The organism is Vibrio sp. OPT20, from assembly GCF_963889365.1.
Taxonomy (GTDB): domain Bacteria; phylum Pseudomonadota; class Gammaproteobacteria; order Enterobacterales; family Vibrionaceae; genus Vibrio; species Vibrio splendidus.
The window spans coordinates 1,099,395-1,117,010 of record NZ_CAWPOA010000031.1 but is presented as its reverse complement, the minus strand read 5'-3'; the positions used below and the strand labels follow the sequence as shown (position 1 = coordinate 1,117,010).

At 43.3% G+C, this 17,616-nt stretch carries 15 protein-coding genes and 1 riboswitch; of the genes, 10 read left to right on the top strand and 5 right to left on the bottom strand.

Features of this window, described 5'->3' with window-relative positions; translation table 11 throughout:
- Positions 1–423 (bottom strand): response regulator (locus tag AACR09_RS06100; RefSeq protein ID WP_228010960.1); only part of this gene is annotated, 423 nt, incomplete at its 3' end.
- Between the two features lie 69 nt (positions 424–492).
- Entirely contained in the window at positions 493–2,145 is a 1,653-nt protein-coding gene (locus AACR09_RS06095) for an ATP-binding protein (RefSeq protein WP_445329551.1), read from the bottom strand.
- 617 nt (positions 2,146–2,762) lie between these two features.
- On the opposite strand from AACR09_RS06095, the gene AACR09_RS06090 reads away from it, so the two are divergent.
- From AACR09_RS06090 to AACR09_RS06065, 6 genes are all read left to right on the top strand, one after another.
- Positions 2,763–2,990 carry a hypothetical protein gene (locus AACR09_RS06090; RefSeq protein ID WP_004733582.1) on the top strand — a complete coding sequence of 76 codons (228 nt, stop codon included), beginning with the start codon at positions 2,763–2,765 and terminating at the stop codon, positions 2,988–2,990.
- Between the two features lie 215 nt (positions 2,991–3,205).
- Positions 3,206–4,642 carry a TolC family protein gene (locus AACR09_RS06085; RefSeq protein WP_017077122.1) on the top strand — a complete coding sequence of 479 codons (1,437 nt, stop codon included), beginning with the start codon at positions 3,206–3,208 and terminating at the stop codon, positions 4,640–4,642.
- Positions 4,643–4,645: 3 nt separating this feature from the next.
- Complete coding sequence (locus AACR09_RS06080) at positions 4,646–5,620, top strand: HlyD family secretion protein (protein WP_054547676.1); 975 nt, start codon at positions 4,646–4,648, stop codon at positions 5,618–5,620.
- A 7-nt stretch (positions 5,621–5,627) separates the two neighbouring features.
- Complete coding sequence (locus tag AACR09_RS06075; RefSeq protein ID WP_193836180.1) at positions 5,628–6,947, top strand: ABC transporter permease; 1,320 nt, start codon at positions 5,628–5,630, stop codon at positions 6,945–6,947.
- Positions 6,944–8,098 carry an ABC transporter permease gene (locus AACR09_RS06070; RefSeq protein WP_193836179.1) on the top strand — a complete coding sequence of 385 codons (1,155 nt, stop codon included), beginning with the start codon at positions 6,944–6,946 and terminating at the stop codon, positions 8,096–8,098. Before AACR09_RS06075 ends, AACR09_RS06070 begins: the two co-directional genes overlap by 4 nt.
- A gap of 554 nt (positions 8,099–8,652) precedes the next feature.
- Positions 8,653–10,194 carry an alanine/glycine:cation symporter family protein gene (locus AACR09_RS06065; RefSeq protein ID WP_193836178.1) on the top strand — a complete coding sequence of 514 codons (1,542 nt, stop codon included), beginning with the start codon at positions 8,653–8,655 and terminating at the stop codon, positions 10,192–10,194.
- Positions 10,195–10,289: 95 nt separating this feature from the next.
- On the opposite strand, the gene AACR09_RS06060 is transcribed toward AACR09_RS06065, so the two are convergent.
- The 3 genes from AACR09_RS06060 to AACR09_RS06050 form a co-directional block, all read right to left on the bottom strand.
- Complete coding sequence (locus AACR09_RS06060; RefSeq protein ID WP_193836177.1) at positions 10,290–10,472, bottom strand: hypothetical protein; 183 nt, start codon at positions 10,470–10,472, stop codon at positions 10,290–10,292.
- A 324-nt stretch (positions 10,473–10,796) separates the two neighbouring features.
- Entirely contained in the window at positions 10,797–11,531 is a 735-nt protein-coding gene (locus AACR09_RS06055) for a chromosome segregation ATPase (RefSeq protein WP_004733574.1), read from the bottom strand.
- Between the two features lie 179 nt (positions 11,532–11,710).
- Complete coding sequence (locus tag AACR09_RS06050) at positions 11,711–11,869, bottom strand: hypothetical protein (RefSeq protein ID WP_004733573.1); 159 nt, start codon at positions 11,867–11,869, stop codon at positions 11,711–11,713.
- 301 nt (positions 11,870–12,170) lie between these two features.
- A riboswitch (glycine riboswitch) is annotated at positions 12,171–12,305 on the top strand.
- A gap of 128 nt (positions 12,306–12,433) precedes the next feature.
- Between AACR09_RS06050 and AACR09_RS06045 the strand changes: the two genes are divergently transcribed.
- The 4 genes from AACR09_RS06045 to AACR09_RS06030 all read left to right on the top strand — a co-directional run bounded on the left by AACR09_RS06045 (position 12,434) and on the right by AACR09_RS06030 (position 17,548).
- Entirely contained in the window at positions 12,434–13,804 is a 1,371-nt protein-coding gene (locus tag AACR09_RS06045) for an alanine/glycine:cation symporter family protein (RefSeq protein WP_102575863.1), read from the top strand.
- Between the two features lie 375 nt (positions 13,805–14,179).
- Positions 14,180–15,058, top strand: a complete 879-nt coding sequence (locus AACR09_RS06040; protein ID WP_193836176.1) for a winged helix-turn-helix domain-containing protein — start codon at positions 14,180–14,182, stop codon at positions 15,056–15,058.
- Entirely contained in the window at positions 15,055–15,516 is a 462-nt protein-coding gene (locus AACR09_RS06035; protein WP_004733570.1) for a hypothetical protein, read from the top strand. The genes AACR09_RS06040 and AACR09_RS06035 overlap by 4 nt, the downstream gene beginning before the upstream one ends.
- Positions 15,517–16,072: 556 nt before the next feature.
- Complete coding sequence (locus AACR09_RS06030) at positions 16,073–17,548, top strand: aerolysin family beta-barrel pore-forming toxin (RefSeq protein WP_193836175.1); 1,476 nt, start codon at positions 16,073–16,075, stop codon at positions 17,546–17,548.
- Positions 17,549–17,616 lie beyond the last annotated feature (68 nt).

Below are 17,616 nucleotides of genomic sequence, written 5' to 3'. Positions count from 1 at the left end.
CTTATCGACCAAACCTTGGTTCAAATCAGACACACTTTCAAACTCTTGCAACTGCGATTGATATTTTTTCAGCGCCGCTTCTAAGCGAGGAAACATCACAGGTTTCAGCAGATAGTCCACGACTCCACCGCGCATTGCCTGTTGCAAGGTATCGACGTCTCGCGCAGCAGTAATCAAAATCACATCACAACCCTGATTACTACCACGAACGTGGTTCAAAATATCAAGCCCGCATCCATCCGGCAGATACACATCCAATAAAACCAAGTCAGGCTTTAATATGTCTAATTGCATTAACGCTTCAGACTGCGTGGTCGCAATCCCCACCACATCAAAGCCACCCATCTGTTGTAAATAACGATGGTGTAGCTCTGCAATCGCAATATCATCTTCAATGACCATGACTCTCGTGATTGCGCTCATTTATGTTCTTCCTTTAACCATGCTTTTTCCGTCACGATGATCTTCACTCTATCACTTCGCGCTTAATTATTATTGTGCTTCTTTTGGCAGATAAACCGTCATTCGCGTACCAAAATCGTGGTTGTCGACCATTTCAAGCTGTCCTTGATATCGGTCTGCCAGTTGCTTTATCAAATACAAACCGACGCCGCGATTCTGTTTCGCTTTGCTCGATACGCCTTTTTCGGTGAGTGCTTTCGTCGCCAAGTCTTTCGGCAAACCACACCCTTTATCTTCTACTTCTACGATAATTTCATTACCAAAATCACTGATTGAAACTTCAATAACTCGACGCGCAGGAGTAATTTGACCCTCTTGCTTGATAGCCGTCATAGTGGCATCAAAGGCGTTGTCAATCAGATTGCCAAGAATTGTGACAACGTCATCCGCGTTCAGCCAGCTAGGCAACGCTTCAAGCCTTGAGCCTTCTTCGACTTTGAGCTCTAAACCTATTTCTCTTGCACGCTCCGTTTTCCCCAAGAGCATGCCTGCAATGAGCGGGTCTTTAACGGTTTCACGCAAGAACTCGATCAAGCTTTGATAGTGCGCTGTTTCTTGGCCAATCAGCTGTTGTACTGAATCCAACTCGCCCATCTGGATCAAGCCACTAATGGTGTTGAGCTTGTTTTGATGCTCATGGGTTTGTGAACGGAGTAGATCTGCATACTCTTTGGTTTGTGAGAGCTGGTCTGTTAAGTCGTTGATTTCATCTCGTAATCGGAAACTGGATACCGCCCCGACCACCTCACCTGCCACTATAATCGGGCTGCGGTTGGCAACGATTCGCTTATTGTTCAGGTACAGCTCGACGTCGTGGTCGGTTTCACCAGTGGATAACAGTTGCTCTAAATCACTGCCGGCCAATACATCTGAAAGGCGCTGTTGGTTGAGTGCAGACTCTCTATCGATAGACAAAATATCGCAGGCACTCTTATTAATAGAACGTAAAATTCCGTGCTTATCGATACTCAGAATACCTTCTTTCACGGTACTCATAGTCACATCTAACTCGACATACAGTCGGCCGATCTCTTCGGGTTCAAAGCCTAAAATAGCGCGTTGAAAGCGACGAGACACATAGCTTGAAATCAAAGCGTTGACCGCAACCACCAGCAAGGCCATCACAATCAAAAAGGCTAAATAAGGTTCGATTCGGTCTTGTAACGAGTCCAACAAGTAGCCAACCGACACCACGCCAATGACAGTGCCTTGTGGGTCTTTAACCGCAGATTTACCACGGACAGAAAAACCAAGTGATCCTTTGGCCGTCGACACATAAGATTCACCCAACACCAATGCTTTTTGGTTATCACCACCGCGCATGGGTTTACCAAGCCGGTCATCATAAGGGTGAATCAGGCGGATACCTTTATCATCTCCCACAACGATAAACGCCGCGCCAATGAGCTGGGTAAGGTTTCGAAATTTAACTTGAGTTTCTTCAGACAGAACGTAGGGAACGCCATTAGGGCCCATCGTTCCATTTTCTTGAATAATGCTGGTGACAAGTGGTGATTCAGACAGAAATTCAGCAACACCTAACGCTTTCAAACCCATCTCTTGTTCTTGAGATTGTTTGATATAATAAAAACCAGCCGCTGAAAGTATCAAAAGTTCAACAAGACCAGTGACCGTCATGATAATCAGCAGCCTTTTACGGAAGCTGATACTACTCCATTTCATATTCCACCGTCCCTAGTGTTAGACGAGCAATGTTAACACCAAGTTAATTAGATGACCTTTCTACGTACGCGAATTTGTGACTGTTACTCAACTAAATAATTGAGCAGATTATTAATTGATAATCCTTTACGTTGTTCACCTCGATTAATCGTTCGCTTTTAGAACGGATTAGCTTAAAAATCAAAATAAACGAATAAATATTGAGCTAGATCACTAAGCTTTTAGGTGTTTTTTAGGTTGTTTAAAATAAATACAATTATAATAGTTGCATATGAAGAAGTTTATTGTTGCCAAGCCATAAGTCATGATTTTCAGACTCCGCTTTAAATCGAAATTTCGGTTAACAAAAAGACAACAACTCTTCGCTCACTGGACGTATCTATAACGAAACGTTGCACGCTCGCCGCTAGGATTGTTGAACAAACAGGTTATCAACCTAACCTTATTCATACATCTCTATTTACACTATAGGCCAGCATGACAACTCAGAGGTGCCTGATAAAGCGGCGCCCAATAATAAAACATTGATGAGCAGGAAGTATCGATCAGTGGCAACGTCCAATAGAAACAGGATTAAAAACATAACGTATAAACATTGTTGAAAAGGAAACCAGGCAATGAAACGCGATAATTTTGGAATTTGTCTTACTAAGACCATGCTGTTCAAACACTTGCAATCGACTTTTACTCACGTAAGAGCCTATGAGAAAGACGGTACCTCCCCTCTCGATCTCAAGGTATTGTTAGCGTTCCCGCAAATGTCGGGCAGAGATTTATTACAAACAATGCAAGGTTCAAGACAATTGGTGTGGCGCGCCGATCACCATTGTCCTGGCTTTAAATAAGCCGCTTCATTTTGTAAAAACGCTTCTATACTGAACTTAAAAAGCACGCTTATGCGTGCTTTTTAAGTTTCATTTATCTCTGATATCTTCATCACTCAATCCTATTTACACTTGGTTAACGAGTTATGAGACTTTCTCTAAGTATGAGAGAATCTAATCAAGACAAATGACTATTGCCCTGTTAACATTAGAGTTAATACTCTAATTGGTATTTAATGCAGATGACCAAACCAAAATTTCGATACCTTGCGATCGCCAGTATGCTTCTCGGCACCATGACTTCGCCAGGCTATGCTGCCCCGCTCACTTTTTCTGAAGCGTGGCAAATATTACAAGAAAATAACAACTCACTTGCGGCTCAACAAGCCAACGTTGAACGTTATCAACACCTTCAGAACTCAACGAGTAGCCTCAACTTGCCTTCTATCACCTTAGGGGCTAACTACACGCACCTTGATAGTGACGTGACGATTAATGGCGAACAGTTCGGTGATAGCTTAAGCGGCGTAAATCCAGCATTTGCTCCCTTCTTGGCTCAATTAGGTGGCGTTACCTCAACTATCACAGAACAAGACATCTTTAGCTCTTCTATTCGCGCGATTTGGCCTATCTTCACAGGCGGGCGAATTACCGCGGCGCAAAATGCAGCTGAAGGTAAAAGCGAAGAAGCGCAAAGCCAGTTGTTGATGGAAAGACAAGCTCGCTACGAAGACTTAAGTAAATATTACTTCTCGGTGATCTTAGCGGAAGACGTCGTGAAAACGCGTCAAGCCGTTGAAGCTGGCTTAACTCAGCATCGTGATTTCGCCATCAAGCTTGAACAACAAGGGCAAATCGCACGAGTAGAACGCTTGCAAGCGGATGCTTCACTAGACAAAGCGGTTGTCGAGCGAACTAAAGCTCAAAACGATCTTAAGATTGCTCAATTAGCGCTGACTCAAATCCTTGGTCAGAGCCAAAGTGTAGAACCTTCAGAGCAACTGTTTATCAATAAGAACCTGCCTCATATGGATGTGTTCATTGACCAAACACTCATGACCTATCCCGGCCTTAAGATTCTTGATGCAAAAGAGAAACAAGCAAGCAGCTTAATTAAAGCGGAGAAAGGTAAATACTATCCAGAAGTGTACCTTTACGGTGACTACAGCCTGTATGAAGATGACTCTCTAGCCAGCGAAATGAAACCCGATTGGTTAGTTGGCATTGGTGTGAATGTGCCGCTGCTTGATACTTCTGGCCGTTCAGACAAAGTAGCCGCCGCTCACAGTGCTGTCTCACAGGTTCAATTCCTGAAGTCGCAAGCTAAGCAAGACTTAACCGTGTTGGTACAGAAGACTTACCTTGAAGCGAACCAAGCAATTGAGGAGGTTCAAGGCCTGAACTCAAGCTTGGCTTTGGCTCAAGAAAACCTATTACTCCGTAAAAAAGCCTTCACTCAAGGACTTTCGAACTCGCTAGAAGTGGTTGATGCAGAGCTCTACCTTGCGAGCATCAAAACCCAGCAATCTGCTGCGCGATTCAAATACCTAATCTCTCTGAACAAGCTATTAGCGCTAACCAGCGAAATGAATGCTTACTCGAGTTACTTAACCTCTTCTGTTCCGTCTGACTTCGACTCAAAAACAGACACCGATAGCCAGTCAAAAGGATAATTCATGAAACCTATTAAGCCCCTTCTTCTATCTTTAGTTGGTATCGGCGTTATTGGCTGGGTCGGATACAGTTTTTACCAAGCTTATCAACCTCAGCCTGTTAAGCTTCAAGGTCAAATCGATGCGCAGCAATACAGCATCTCATCAAAAGTACCTGGCAGAATTGATGAAATATTCGTGCGTAAAGGCGATTCAGTTGAAAAAGGCGAATTAATCTTTTCTCTTCTTAGCCCTGAGATTGACGCGAAGCTAGAACAAGCAAAAGCAGGTCAAAAAGCTGCTGGCGCATTAGCAAAACAAGCAGAGAATGGTGCCCGTACTCAGCAAATCCAAGCCGCTAAAGACCAATGGTTGAAAGCAAAAGCGGCAGCCGATCTTATGGACAAAACTTATCAACGTGTAAACAACCTTTACAACGATGGTGTCGTTGCCGAGCAAAAACGCGATGAAGCCAAAACACAGTGGCAAGCAGCGAAGTACACGGAAAGCGCTGCGTTCCAAATGTATCAATTAGCACGAGAAGGTGCTCGTGACGAAACCAAAGTGGCAGCCGCTCAAAAAGCGTTAATGGCGGCAGGCGCGGTGGCGGAAGTTGAAGCTTACGCAAAAGACACACAAATCCACAGCTGGTTTAATGGCGAAGTCTCTCAGGTTCTATTGAGCAGCGGTGAACTCGCACCACAAGGCTTCCCTGTTGTGACTGTTATCGACACCAAGGATGCATGGGCAGTACTTAATGTGCGTGAAGACATGCTTAAGCATTTCGAGAAAGGCAGCCAGTTTGAAGCGTACCTACCGGCTCTGGATAAATCATTAACTTTCCAAGTGACTCACATCGCCGTAATGGGTGATTTCGCGACTTGGCGTTCAACAGACGCAGCACAAGGCTTCGACTTACGTACTTTTGAAGTAGAAGCGCACCCTGTCGATACGAGCGAAACACTACGTATGGGCATGAGCCTTGTGGTTGAGCTTTAGGTGACGTATGTCTGCTAACTTTCGATCGATAGGCTCGCAATCTACAGCCTCGCAATCAACTGAGCATCATAGAGCGAAGAATACCTTGCTTAGGCAGTGGGCGATTGTCCGCAAAGACAAATGGTTGTTGTCTTGCCTAACTTGGATCCCTTTACTGCTTGCTGCCAGTATCTGGCTGATTTTTTCACAAGGGATCGCTCGCGACTTACCGGTTGCGGTTGTTGACTTGGAACACAGTCAAATTTCGCAGCAGTTCACACGCCTTGTTGATGCGTCACCAACGCTGCAAGTCACTCAGAAATACAGCTCGGCGAGTGAAGCGGCGAAAGCGATGATTGAACGCGATATCTACGGTTATGTTGTGATACCAAGGCATTTTGACCGAGATCTTCTGCTCGGATTGAATCCGCAAGTGTCTGTGTTCTACAACAGCCAATTTATCTTGATAGGTAAGCTAGTGAATTCGGCGTTGTTGCAGGCTCAGGGGACTTTTAACGCGCAACTTGAGGTCGTTAAGCAGTTGTCACACGGTGATACCACGGTGCAATCCGCATTAGGCCAAGCAGTAACAGTGCAAAGCCAGATCACGCCACTGTTCAACAAGAACACCAGTTATGCTCAGTTCTTGGTGTCTGCGGTTATTCCGGCACTGTGGCAGATCATGATTGTGGTGGGCACGATATTGGTTTTGACGGCGAACGTTAGAGCTCGTGGTCTTCATGCTTGGTTATCCAACGCCCCGATGAAATCACTAACATCAACACTAGCGCCCTACCTTGTCTTGTTTTTGATGTTTGGTATCGCGTTTAGCTTTTGGTTCTATGTCCTCTTAGACTGGCCGTTTAACGGCAGTTTTGTGGCACTGACTGTCGCCCAACTGCTTACCGTCATCAGTTGTATCATCATGGGTTGTTTGTTTTTCTTCTTAACGCTTGATCCTGCAAGGGCGATGAGTTTCGCTGGCGCCTTTACAGCACCAAGCTTTGCGTTCATGGGGATTACCTTTCCAGTAACCGACATGAACACTGCAGCGCAAATCTGGAGAAGCTTGTTGCCCGTGAGTCACTACATCGAAGTACAAACAGCACAATCAAGTTATGGCGCGAGCGCGGCACAGTCGCTTATCAGCCTCTCCTCAATGTTGTGGTATGCGATTCCTGCTTTCGTGGTGATGTTGTTGATTAAGAAACACTTGGCGCAATCGGCTCTGTCTGCACAAACGGATCTAACAGCCCAAGCAGCTCTATCTGCAAAAGCGACGCCTTCAACACAAGCAACACAGCAAGAGAAACCAGAACAATCATCACCACAAGGAGTAAAACGATGAGCTTTACTCAACTGCTAAAGCAAGAACTCTTGGCGGTACTGCGTAACCCTGTTGTACTTCTTACGGTATTTGGTGGTGTGGTCTTCTATTCATTCTTGTATCCATTGCCTTACGCGCACCAAGTTCCTCAACAGCTTAAAGCTTCGGTAGTAAACTTGGACAAGAGTCAAAGCAGCTACCAATTAGAACGAATGGTGGATGCCACCTCCCAAATCGAGTTGGTACGTCGAGACTCCAGCATCGCTGATGCAAAACAAGCCGTGCTTAACCAAGAGATCGGTGGGTTCCTCGTCATTCCAGAAGACTTCTATAAAGACTTACTGCTCGGTAAGAGTCCGACGCTTTCTTACGCTGGCGATGCTTCTTACTTCTTAGTGTACGGAACTATAGTTGAAGGGCTTGCCAAGGCAGGTGGCACGTTAGCTGCGCAAGTTAAGGTCAGTCACTTGTTAGTCGAAGGAGTGCCTTTAGAATCCGCAGCCAAAGGCTACAGCGCGTTTAGCTTGAACCTAAAACCAACGTTCAATAGCCGCATGGGGTACATCGATTACGTGGTTCCAGCCGTCTTTGTGTTGATCCTACAACAAACCTTAGCCATGGCTTCTGGTTTAGTTGGGGCAACCCAAAACGCTCAATCTACGTTTGGCTATTGGAGTAAGACCTCTCCAGTAAAACTGATGCTTGCTCGCTGTTGTACCTTGGTCGGCATTTATTACTTGTTGTCGATGTACTACTTCGGCGCGAGCTTTTCGATGTATGGAATAAATTTGCTCGCCTCAACGACACAAATTTTGACCTTACTGTTGCCCTTCTTATTAGCCAGTTGTTTGATCGGGATTTTTATTGGTGAGCTAGTGCCAAGAAGAGAGTTAGTCACGGTTGTGGTGTTAATCAGTTCAATGCCGCTGATTTTCTCTTCAGGTTTTATCTGGCCTGTTGAAATGATGCCTGAATGGTTAGTACTGCTGTCACAGTTATTCCCAAGCACACCAGCTATCCAAGGTTTCTTAGCGCTTAATCAGATGGGTGCATCTTGGCAAGAAGTGGCATCTCAATGGACATTGCTATGGGGACAAGTCGCTCTATGGGGTTCGTTATTAGCACTTAAGCTTTACCACAAGTCGAGTAAACGTATCACTGGCTCGGTTTAACTCTAGTCTCTAAACGCTAAACCTCATGTTCATCGTAAATCATTAAAAATGGCTCTGATAAAGGGCCTTTTTAATGCCCTCAGGCCTGATTCCATCTTCAGCTATCAATTGTTTAAACACTTCACAAGCACATATCGAATATTCAAACTCGCCGACTTCCCTGTGATCCCGCACTATACTTCACCTTAGCCCGTCACTATAACCGCTACTGCATATGCCTTTTGCAACCTAAAAAGCATCGACTTATTCCAAAACAATGACAAAACCCGAACAATTGTAAATTTATTGTAAAAATTTCTTTGAGGGTATTATTTTTATGTATAGGATTATCAGTAGGACTTGGTAGGCCGAATACCATAGTCTTATTGGTTCACATACCAAAAGGATATCCATACAAAGCAAGATCAGTACTTATATTTATTTCGTTTTTCGACCTAGCTACAGCCGTTTATGTTGCCGTCGAATGAAGTAGATAAATCACTGAGATGTAAAAATCAAATAAAAAACAAACACAACAGCAGCAAACATAATTTAATAAAAAGACAGGGAAAACCATGAAAAACTTACGTGAATTATTTTTTGGGTTTATATTATTGTTTAGTTCCAGTGCATTTGCAGAAGAAGGATCATTTAGTCAAAGTATCAGTAACTTGAGCCAAAGTGTTGATGGTTTTTTCAATGACTACACAGGTTGGTTCGTTGGATTAATATTTAAAAGTGTTCCACTTGGTGAAGCAAACTTCCCAATCATTGTTGGCTGGCTATTGCTCGCCGCGATTATCTTTACTGTTTATTTTGGCTTTGTTCAATTTAAACGTGTTGGCATGGCCATAGACATTATCAAAGGAAAGTATACCGACCCTAACTCCAAAGAGGATGGTGAGGTTTCTCACTTTCAAGCTCTTACAACGGCTCTTTCTGGAACCGTCGGGCTTGGTAACATTGCCGGCGTTGGTGCGGCACTTGCGATTGGTGGCCCTGGTGCAACATTCTGGATGATCTTGTGTGGTCTTCTAGGCATGGCTTCTAAATTCTGTGAGTGTACCTTAGGTGTAAAATACCGAACTATCCTACCTTCAGGCGTTGTTTCGGGTGGTCCAATGTACTACCTAAGCCAAGGTCTTGGTGAAAGAGGATTGGGTGGATTAGGTAAAGCCCTTGCTATTGGTTTTGCCTTAATGTGTATTTTAGGTGCATTGGGCGGCGGTAACATGTTCCAAGCGAACCAAGCACATGCCATGCTCACTTACGCGTTTGATGTGCCGAGTGAATACGGTGTCATCACAGGGCTTGTACTCGCAACCTTAGTGTTTTCCGTTATCGTTGGCGGTATGCCTTCTATTGCGTCTGTAACAGAAAAAGTTGTTCCTTGGATGGCAGCTCTGTACATCGGTATGGCTCTCATCGTTATCGGTTCTAACCTTGATCAAGTTGGTCCTGCGTTCAGTGCAATCTTTACAGGTGCATTTACCGGTGAAGGTGTAGTTGGTGGATTCATTGGTGCCTTAATCCAAGGTCTGAAACGTGCGACGTTCTCAAACGAAGCCGGTGTAGGTTCAGCAGCAATCGCTCACTCAGCAGTAAAAACAAAAGAACCAATCACCGAAGGTCTTGTATCACTATTAGAACCATTCGTTGATACGGTAATCATTTGTACAATGACAGCATTGGTTATCACTATCGCAGGCTTAAACGTGGGTCCATATGATGGAACAGGTTTAACGGGTGTAACGCTGACTGCTGCATCGTTTACTGAAACTGCAGAAGTGTTTAAATACACACTCGCTCTCGCGGTAATCATGTTTGCATTTTCTACCATGATTTCTTGGTCGTACTACGGTCTAAAGGCGTGGACTTACCTATTTGGTGAAGGCAAAACAACGGAACTAATTTTCAAAGTGATGTTTTGTGTGTTTGTTGTTATTGGTGCGACGATTCAGTTTGGCGCGGTAATCGACTTCTCTGATGCGGCTATCTTTGCGATGTCTATCTTCAACATTCTTGGCCTGTACTTCCTAATGCCTGTTGTGAAGAAAGAACTGCAATCATTTGTTGCACGTGTGAAATCAGGTGAAATCAAGACTTACGACAAATAGCTATCGATTGTCGTTAATAACACTGTTCTAAAAATTTTTGTAAGACCCTTTGCTTGAGAAAGCGAGAACAGGACTGCAACTTATCCAAATCCCTACTAGCTTAGCTTGTGGGGATTTTTTATGCCTGAATTTTCTTGTTCAAGCAGTTCAGGATCTTGGCTTACTTTTTTACGATCCACCGCCTCTTCTACTTCAATCATATCTCGTTGCGCTAATGGCGAGTTACAATCATCAAAACAATAGGCTACAGTGCAGTTCTCACACAGATACTCTAGCATCACTTCATCCCTTGTCGTCAAAGCAGCCAAATGCGAGCTAGCATTCGACTGCGTGTTCATCCTGAACAACACTATTATGCAGCGACTCTGATCTGAAAATATGTATGCAAAGTCATTTAATAGACAACAAGTAACATATCATTGTGGATATACGTAACTATTCACAAATATCTAAGCAAACAATGAAAACACTCAAATAAATCAATAATGAGAAAGCACCGGATCTATGCTGTCGAGAAAACGCAAAACGCCCACATCACGTGTGTGATGTGGGCGTTTCAATATTTACCGTAAACTATCTTTGGGTTGATTAAAGCCTGTGGCTTATAGACCCATTTCTTCAGTGAGCGTTTTGATCTGCTTAAGATCCATGGTGTGGACTTCAATCATTTGTCTGATATCGCTCAGACGAGAGTTGGCGTTATCCTGCTTCTCACACGCGTCAGATTTAGCATCCCATGATGTGCCATCTAAGAAAACGTCGCACGCTTTCTTTAGAGAACCAAGGTTCTGCTCAAGTTCATTTTTTTCTTTCTCAAGCTTTTCAAGTTCTTGAGAGATCTGTAATTCTTTTCGGAAAACTTCACGCGAACGCTCAAACAAGGTCGATTGCATGTCAGCCTGACGATTAAGTTTCTGGTTGTCTTGCTGAGTTTGCTCTAACGTTTGCTTCTGTTCGTTTAGCTGCTGCTCTAACGAGTAGTTCGCTTTCTCTAAAACCGAAGACTGCTTCGCTAGGTCTTGGAGCTCTTTTTGATGTTCTTCTGTTTGTTTTACTAGAGCGGCTTCTACTTTTGCATCGATTTCGGTATCGACTTTTGCCACTTTAGTTTCAACGGATGTCATCAACTGTGTTTTGCTGTCATGCAGTTCTTGATAACGAGTTTCGAGTACCTGATAAGTGGACTCCCACTTCGAAGCCGTGATTGTAGAACCGATCAAGCCACCTAACGCCAAACCTATAACCGCAGCAATGCCGATATAAAGCTGACTGCGCTTATCGCGTTCTTCAATAACAACCACTTCATCCTGTTCGCTTTGTCCAGATTGCTGGTTCACTAGCGGGTACTCCCAAAAATTTGTTTAACGTTACACGGTCACTGATACTGATACTGATACTGATACTGATACTGATACTGATACTGATACTGATACTTTAAGCTCAGTTAAACCTATTGCCCAAGCCAGAAGCACTTGAGCTTTGCTAACACGTTTATCCTATCTGCTCACAGACAGATTTAACGAGTTAACTCCGAAATCATCAGGCTGGCAGTATACAAAAGGAAGCTGCTAACGATAACAATCACTACCCATTTTTGCAGTTTTTCGTTTGTCCGGTAACGAAACAGCACAAATGCCAAAGCCAATAAAAAAACAATCGCTATTAATCGAGTCATAACTCCTCCTTGTTTCTCTATTTTATACCATTTAAATAAGCAAGTTACGTCAGAGACTCGTTGTTTGATCATTTAGTTGAACAACATTTGAGCAAACAGATATTTTGTAGCTGACATCACATTTTATATGATCTAGGATACGCCTACAGATTACCTAATTATTTAGGTAATTGTTCCGATGAAGACTGCAGGAGAGTGGTTTTTAACTAAATATTAACATTTAGTTAGATAAACCCGCCGAAGAAGTAAATCTTTCAGGCGCTTTGTGCTGGAGAAATCCAGAAAAGTGAGGACTGTCGTTGGAGGAACCTCTGGAGAGAACCGTACTACTTTTTTTGTAGCAAGCGGTCGCCGAAGGAGCAAGCTTAGTGCCCGTTACTTATCTATAAGTGATTCGCTAAGTGAAACTCTCAGGCAAAAGGACAGAGGAGTGGAAAGCAACAGCCTTAATTAACAAAAGAATTCTATCTAGAAATCCGTCTGTATTAAGTAGTGCTATAGATCCCTGTGATCTGCACTGCCTTCCCTCTTCTCCTTAAATTTTATATTTATTAAGGGGAATCTATGAACCACCTACAAGCTACACTACAAACCATCAACCAATTCGTTTGGGGACCACCACTGCTTATTCTGCTAGTGGGTACAGGTATCTACTTTACTTTTCGCTTAGGCTTACTCCAGTTTAGATATCTCCCAACCGCACTAAAAATGGTGTTCACCAAAGACAAGTCAGGTACGGGTGACGTATCGAGTTTCGCTGCTTTGTGTACTGCACTTTCAGCAACCATTGGTACAGGTAACATCGTTGGTGTAGCGACCGCAATCAAGATTGGTGGCCCTGGTGCCCTATTCTGGATGTGGCTTGCCGCTGTATTTGGTATGGCGACCAAATACGCAGAATGTCTACTTGCCGTTAAATACCGCAGAACCGATAGCAATGGCGAAATGGTTGGCGGCCCAATGTACTACCTGCAATACGGTGTCGGCTCACGAATCTTAGCGGTAATGTTCGCTGTCTTCGCGTTAGGTGTTGCCTGCTTCGGTATTGGTACCTTCCCACAAGTCAACGCTATCTTAGACGCAACTCAAATTTCGTTTGGTGCTTCTCGTGAGATGTCTGCTGTCGTTCTTACGATATTGGTGGCAGTTGTAACCCTTGGTGGTATTCAATCTATCGCGAAGGTGGCAGGAAAAGTGGTTCCAACCATGGCAATTATGTACATCGTCGCGTGTTTGAGCGTGCTGGTTTCCAATGCCGACCAACTACTGAATGCCATTACCCTTGTGGTTACCTCTGCGTTTACCAACACCGCTGCAACTGGTGGTTTCTTTGGTGCAAGCATCATGCTTGCTATCCAGTCAGGTATCGCTCGTGGTGTATTCTCGAACGAATCAGGCCTAGGTAGCGCGCCTATGGCAGCAGCAGCGGCTAAAACGGACTCGTGTGTGAAGCAAGGCCTTATCTCGATGACAGGTACCTTCTTTGACACCATCATCATCTGTACGATGACAGGCTTGGCGCTTATCTTAACGGGTGCTTGGCAAACCGACCTCTCTGGTGCTGCGATGACCACTCATGCATTCGCTGTGGGTTTAAACGCCGATACTCTAGGTCCAATGTTAGTTTCGATTGGCTTAATCTTCTTTGCGTTTACAACGATTTTAGGCTGGAACTACTATGGTGAGCGCTGTGTTGTTTTCTTACTAGGTACCAAAGCCGTACTGCCTTACAAAATCATCTTCATTGCGTTGGTTGCCTCTGGTGCATTCCTAAAGCTCGACATGATCTGGCTGATGGCAGATATCGTGAACGGCCTAATGGCTATTCCTAACCTAATCGGTCTTATCTTGTTACGCCACGTTGTCATCGAAGAAACAAAGCTATTCTTCAAACCTTTAACTTCTTCAAATGATTGTGAAGCCGTTAAAGCATAACTTGAATTGATTGAATACAAAGCCCGCAATAAATGCGGGCTTTTTTATTGATTCAACACTTAAAGTGACTACATTATTACTTGTCCTATATACCCACAAATATAATAAGATATTTATTCGGCGACTGTTCTAATTAAAATAATGCAAAGACTAATAAAAAGGCCACTAATAAAACCAACGCTTAATTAGATGTTACTTATATTTAACAGATTGTGTCTAAATAGCGTCATTTTTATCATAAACGAATAAGAAACATTTGTTCCAACCACACAAAAAGACACCATAATAAAATATGTGACTTTAATTCACATATGAGTCAGTTTATAGTCATCTACACTCTTGAGAGAATTATAATAAAAATAAAATGTTGGCTATATGATCAGATTTGACCCAATTAAAAACCGTATTTATAACGACGAACGTTCTATTAAAATAGGATATCGTGAGACTCGCGTTTTAGAGTTATTACTTAAAAAATCTCCCGAAATTGTGCGCAAACAAGATATTATTAGTTTCGCATGGGGAAGCGAATTCATTGGTGATACGTCACTAGCGAAATGTATCAGCTTGCTTCGCCAAGGATTCGTTAAGCTCGGTATCAAAGAGACGCCAATCGTGACTGTGCCAAAGGTTGGTTACCGCCTTATCGATGGTTGTGTCTTGATCGAATCTCAACCACAAAGCGGAGCCACTATTCCTCTCACTCCAGTGAGCGACCACATATCACTAAGTCAGACCAGTTCACTAGGTCATAGCAGTACACTAGGCAATCGCTGTTCACAAGGTCATGACAGTTCACAAGGTCAAAGCAGTATTGCGCTCTCTCTTGCAAGTAGCCATGAATCTGAATCTAAACAGGCGACACCTGCTTATCATCAAGTCGGCTCATACCGAAATAGACTGTGTTATTTCACTACTGGCTGTTTGCTGCTGGCATCTGCGTTGTTGGCTTTCGCTAAAGTTAATGAGAGAAACCTCAGTGATATCAACCCTATTAATCGACTCAACGAGCAGTGGATTGGTCAAGTACAAGTTTTCCAAGATCCTGAAATGGCGATGACGCCTGAGCTAGAAAGCATCCTCTATCAGTATCAATGTGATTGTGTGGCGTACGTTAGCGAAGAGCCCGGCTATTCAGAACTCTCCGTACTCAACAAAGCAACACGCCAGTCTGTCAATATCTTTTACACGTCAACACAATTGGATCAAGCCAGCACCGAGCTGGCGCTATTCTTAGAGAGAGGCCAACTATGATGCCATTCGTTGCACTCATTTCTGCATTCGCTTTATTAGTTGGTATATGGAATATCCCTTCGCCCCAACCAAAAGAAGAGCATCGCTATCAACATAGCGTGGTCGACTTCATAGTGGATGACAATGTATTACGTACCGATGGATTAACAAAAATAAGTAACAACGAAGTCCTGCATCTTATGTCAGTCCAAGACGACAACATGCCCAACCCGATTGTCCTGAGATTCAAAGGAAAAGCTAACCCTTCTCAATCATTTTTCTTTTCTATATCTGGCACCATCGACTTAGTCTCTGTACAAAAAATAAATAAAACAATGAATGACAGCCTATTGTCGCCTTATCTTTTAATCAACAATGACCCATTAACGGTAAAGATTGATATCTTAAGTTCAAATGATTTATTTGCCATAATAAAAACGTGTAATACAGGCCGAACACAACTTCTGGCTAAGCGATAATTAGGAACAGTTTGGCCACCAGCAACCGCTACTTTATTATCAAATGACGATCCTTGTCGATATTACACATAGAAAACGGATGGTTATTTTTATTCATCTATCAGTAATACAATGACGACTTAATCCTGACTTAAAGTGTTTCAATGTTAAAAAGGTCGCACATCAAGATATCCAATCTAGATTTAGACTCCTTATGGTTAAATAACCGCCTTAAAGTTACGAACATTGTGAATGGTTATATCTAGCTTTCTACTTAACCATTCACATCAAGCGTAACGAAATAACATCAAAGCGTTTTGACGTTTATGCCCAAATAATAACACTCTATTTTTCTAAAAACGGTTTGAGCCCCATCAAATAATTTCCTTTAAGTTGCATACACTTTCACCCTATAAACACATTCAATAATACAACCCGATGAATTTAAAGGGTAAATTAATTCAAGCCTTTTCAGTATCTATCTATTTATCAACATGAAAAAGTGAACTTGTCTTGTTAACTACACGGCACACAAAACATTATCAAAATAGAAAAATTACAAACGAGGGAATTGTTAATGATTAATATAAACAGAAGTCTCTTAGCAACCGCAGTGTTGTCTGTTCTATCTACCGGTGTAAACGCAAAGGTTTACCCAGACCAAATAGTGTTTGACCAACTTGGTGAAGATGTATGTCGCTCTGGTTATCGCCCTTTAGACCGTTATGAAGCCGAAGAGCAGAAGAGTGCTTTGGTCGCTCGTATGGGCACTTGGCAGATTACTGGGTTAAAAGGAAACTGGGTAATCATGGGGCCTGGTTATCATGGCGAAATTAAACAATCAAACAGCGGGTCGACGTTCTGTTATCCGAACAATGATCAATCTGAAATACCAAATTACTCTGCTAAAGCCGTCACAGAAGGCAGCGAGATAGACGTTGAATATGACTTAGTGAACAACCGCAATGATTTTGTACGCCCTCTTAGCTATTTAGCTCACAATCTAGGTTATGCATGGGTTGGCGGTAACAACAGTCAGTATGTTGGTGAGGACATGACGATTAAACGCTCAGGTGACTCTTGGGTAATACAAGGCAACAACAGTGGTTCTTGTGATGGTTACCGCTGTAACGAAAAGACTAAGATCACGGTCGACAACTTCACCTACACGGTTAACGACAATAACTTTTGGCACGGCGATGTAATCGAATCCGATCGTGAACTGGTTAAAACGGTTTACGCAACGGCAAGAAACAGAAGCGACATCGCGCAGCAAGTCGTTGTCGACCTAAAAGTCGATGAGTCTACAAATTGGTCGAAAACGAATAGCTATGGGTTCTCCGAAAGTGTTCAAACAGAGAATACATTCAAATGGCCTTTGGTTGGCGAGACTAAGCTAACGATTAAATTAGAAGCGAATCAGAGCTTCGCTGAAACCAATGGTAACTCCACGAGCGAGCAAGTCACACTTCAAGCTCGTCCTATGGTTCCAGCAAATTCAGAGCTTCCAATTCGAGTTGAGCTATATCGTTCAACCATTTCTTATCCGTACCGATTCAACGCCGACATCAGTTACGATGTTGAGTTTAACGGCTTCCTACGTTGGGGCGGTAACGCATGGCACAGCCATCCAGACAACCGCCCTTACAAAGCTCACACCTTCACTATGGGCCGCAGCAGCAATGAATCAGCCGATATTCGCTACCAATGGGATCACAGATACATTCCAGGCGAAACGAAATGGTGGGACTGGGGCTGGGCGATCAAAGAAGCCGGTTTATCAAGCATGCAGTACGCGACTGGAGGAAGCTTACGCCCATTCCACTCCTACGTATCCGGTGATTTCAACGCTGAATCTCAATTTGCAGGCACCATTGAGATTGGCCAAGCGACACCAATTACTAACAGTTTACGCAGCAAAAGAAGTGTTGATTCAGTCAACGAAACCACTGAGCGCATTGGCGATATCGAAGTTACCACCAACTTCAATGCAGATGAGTTGAGTGACTTAGGTTTCGAAGGCGCTGAGATGAACATTAGCGTTGTTGAATAACGCAGTGGCTCACATCTAACACTCGATTTACCAGTAACAAAAAAGCCCACGGCAGTGTTTATATACAA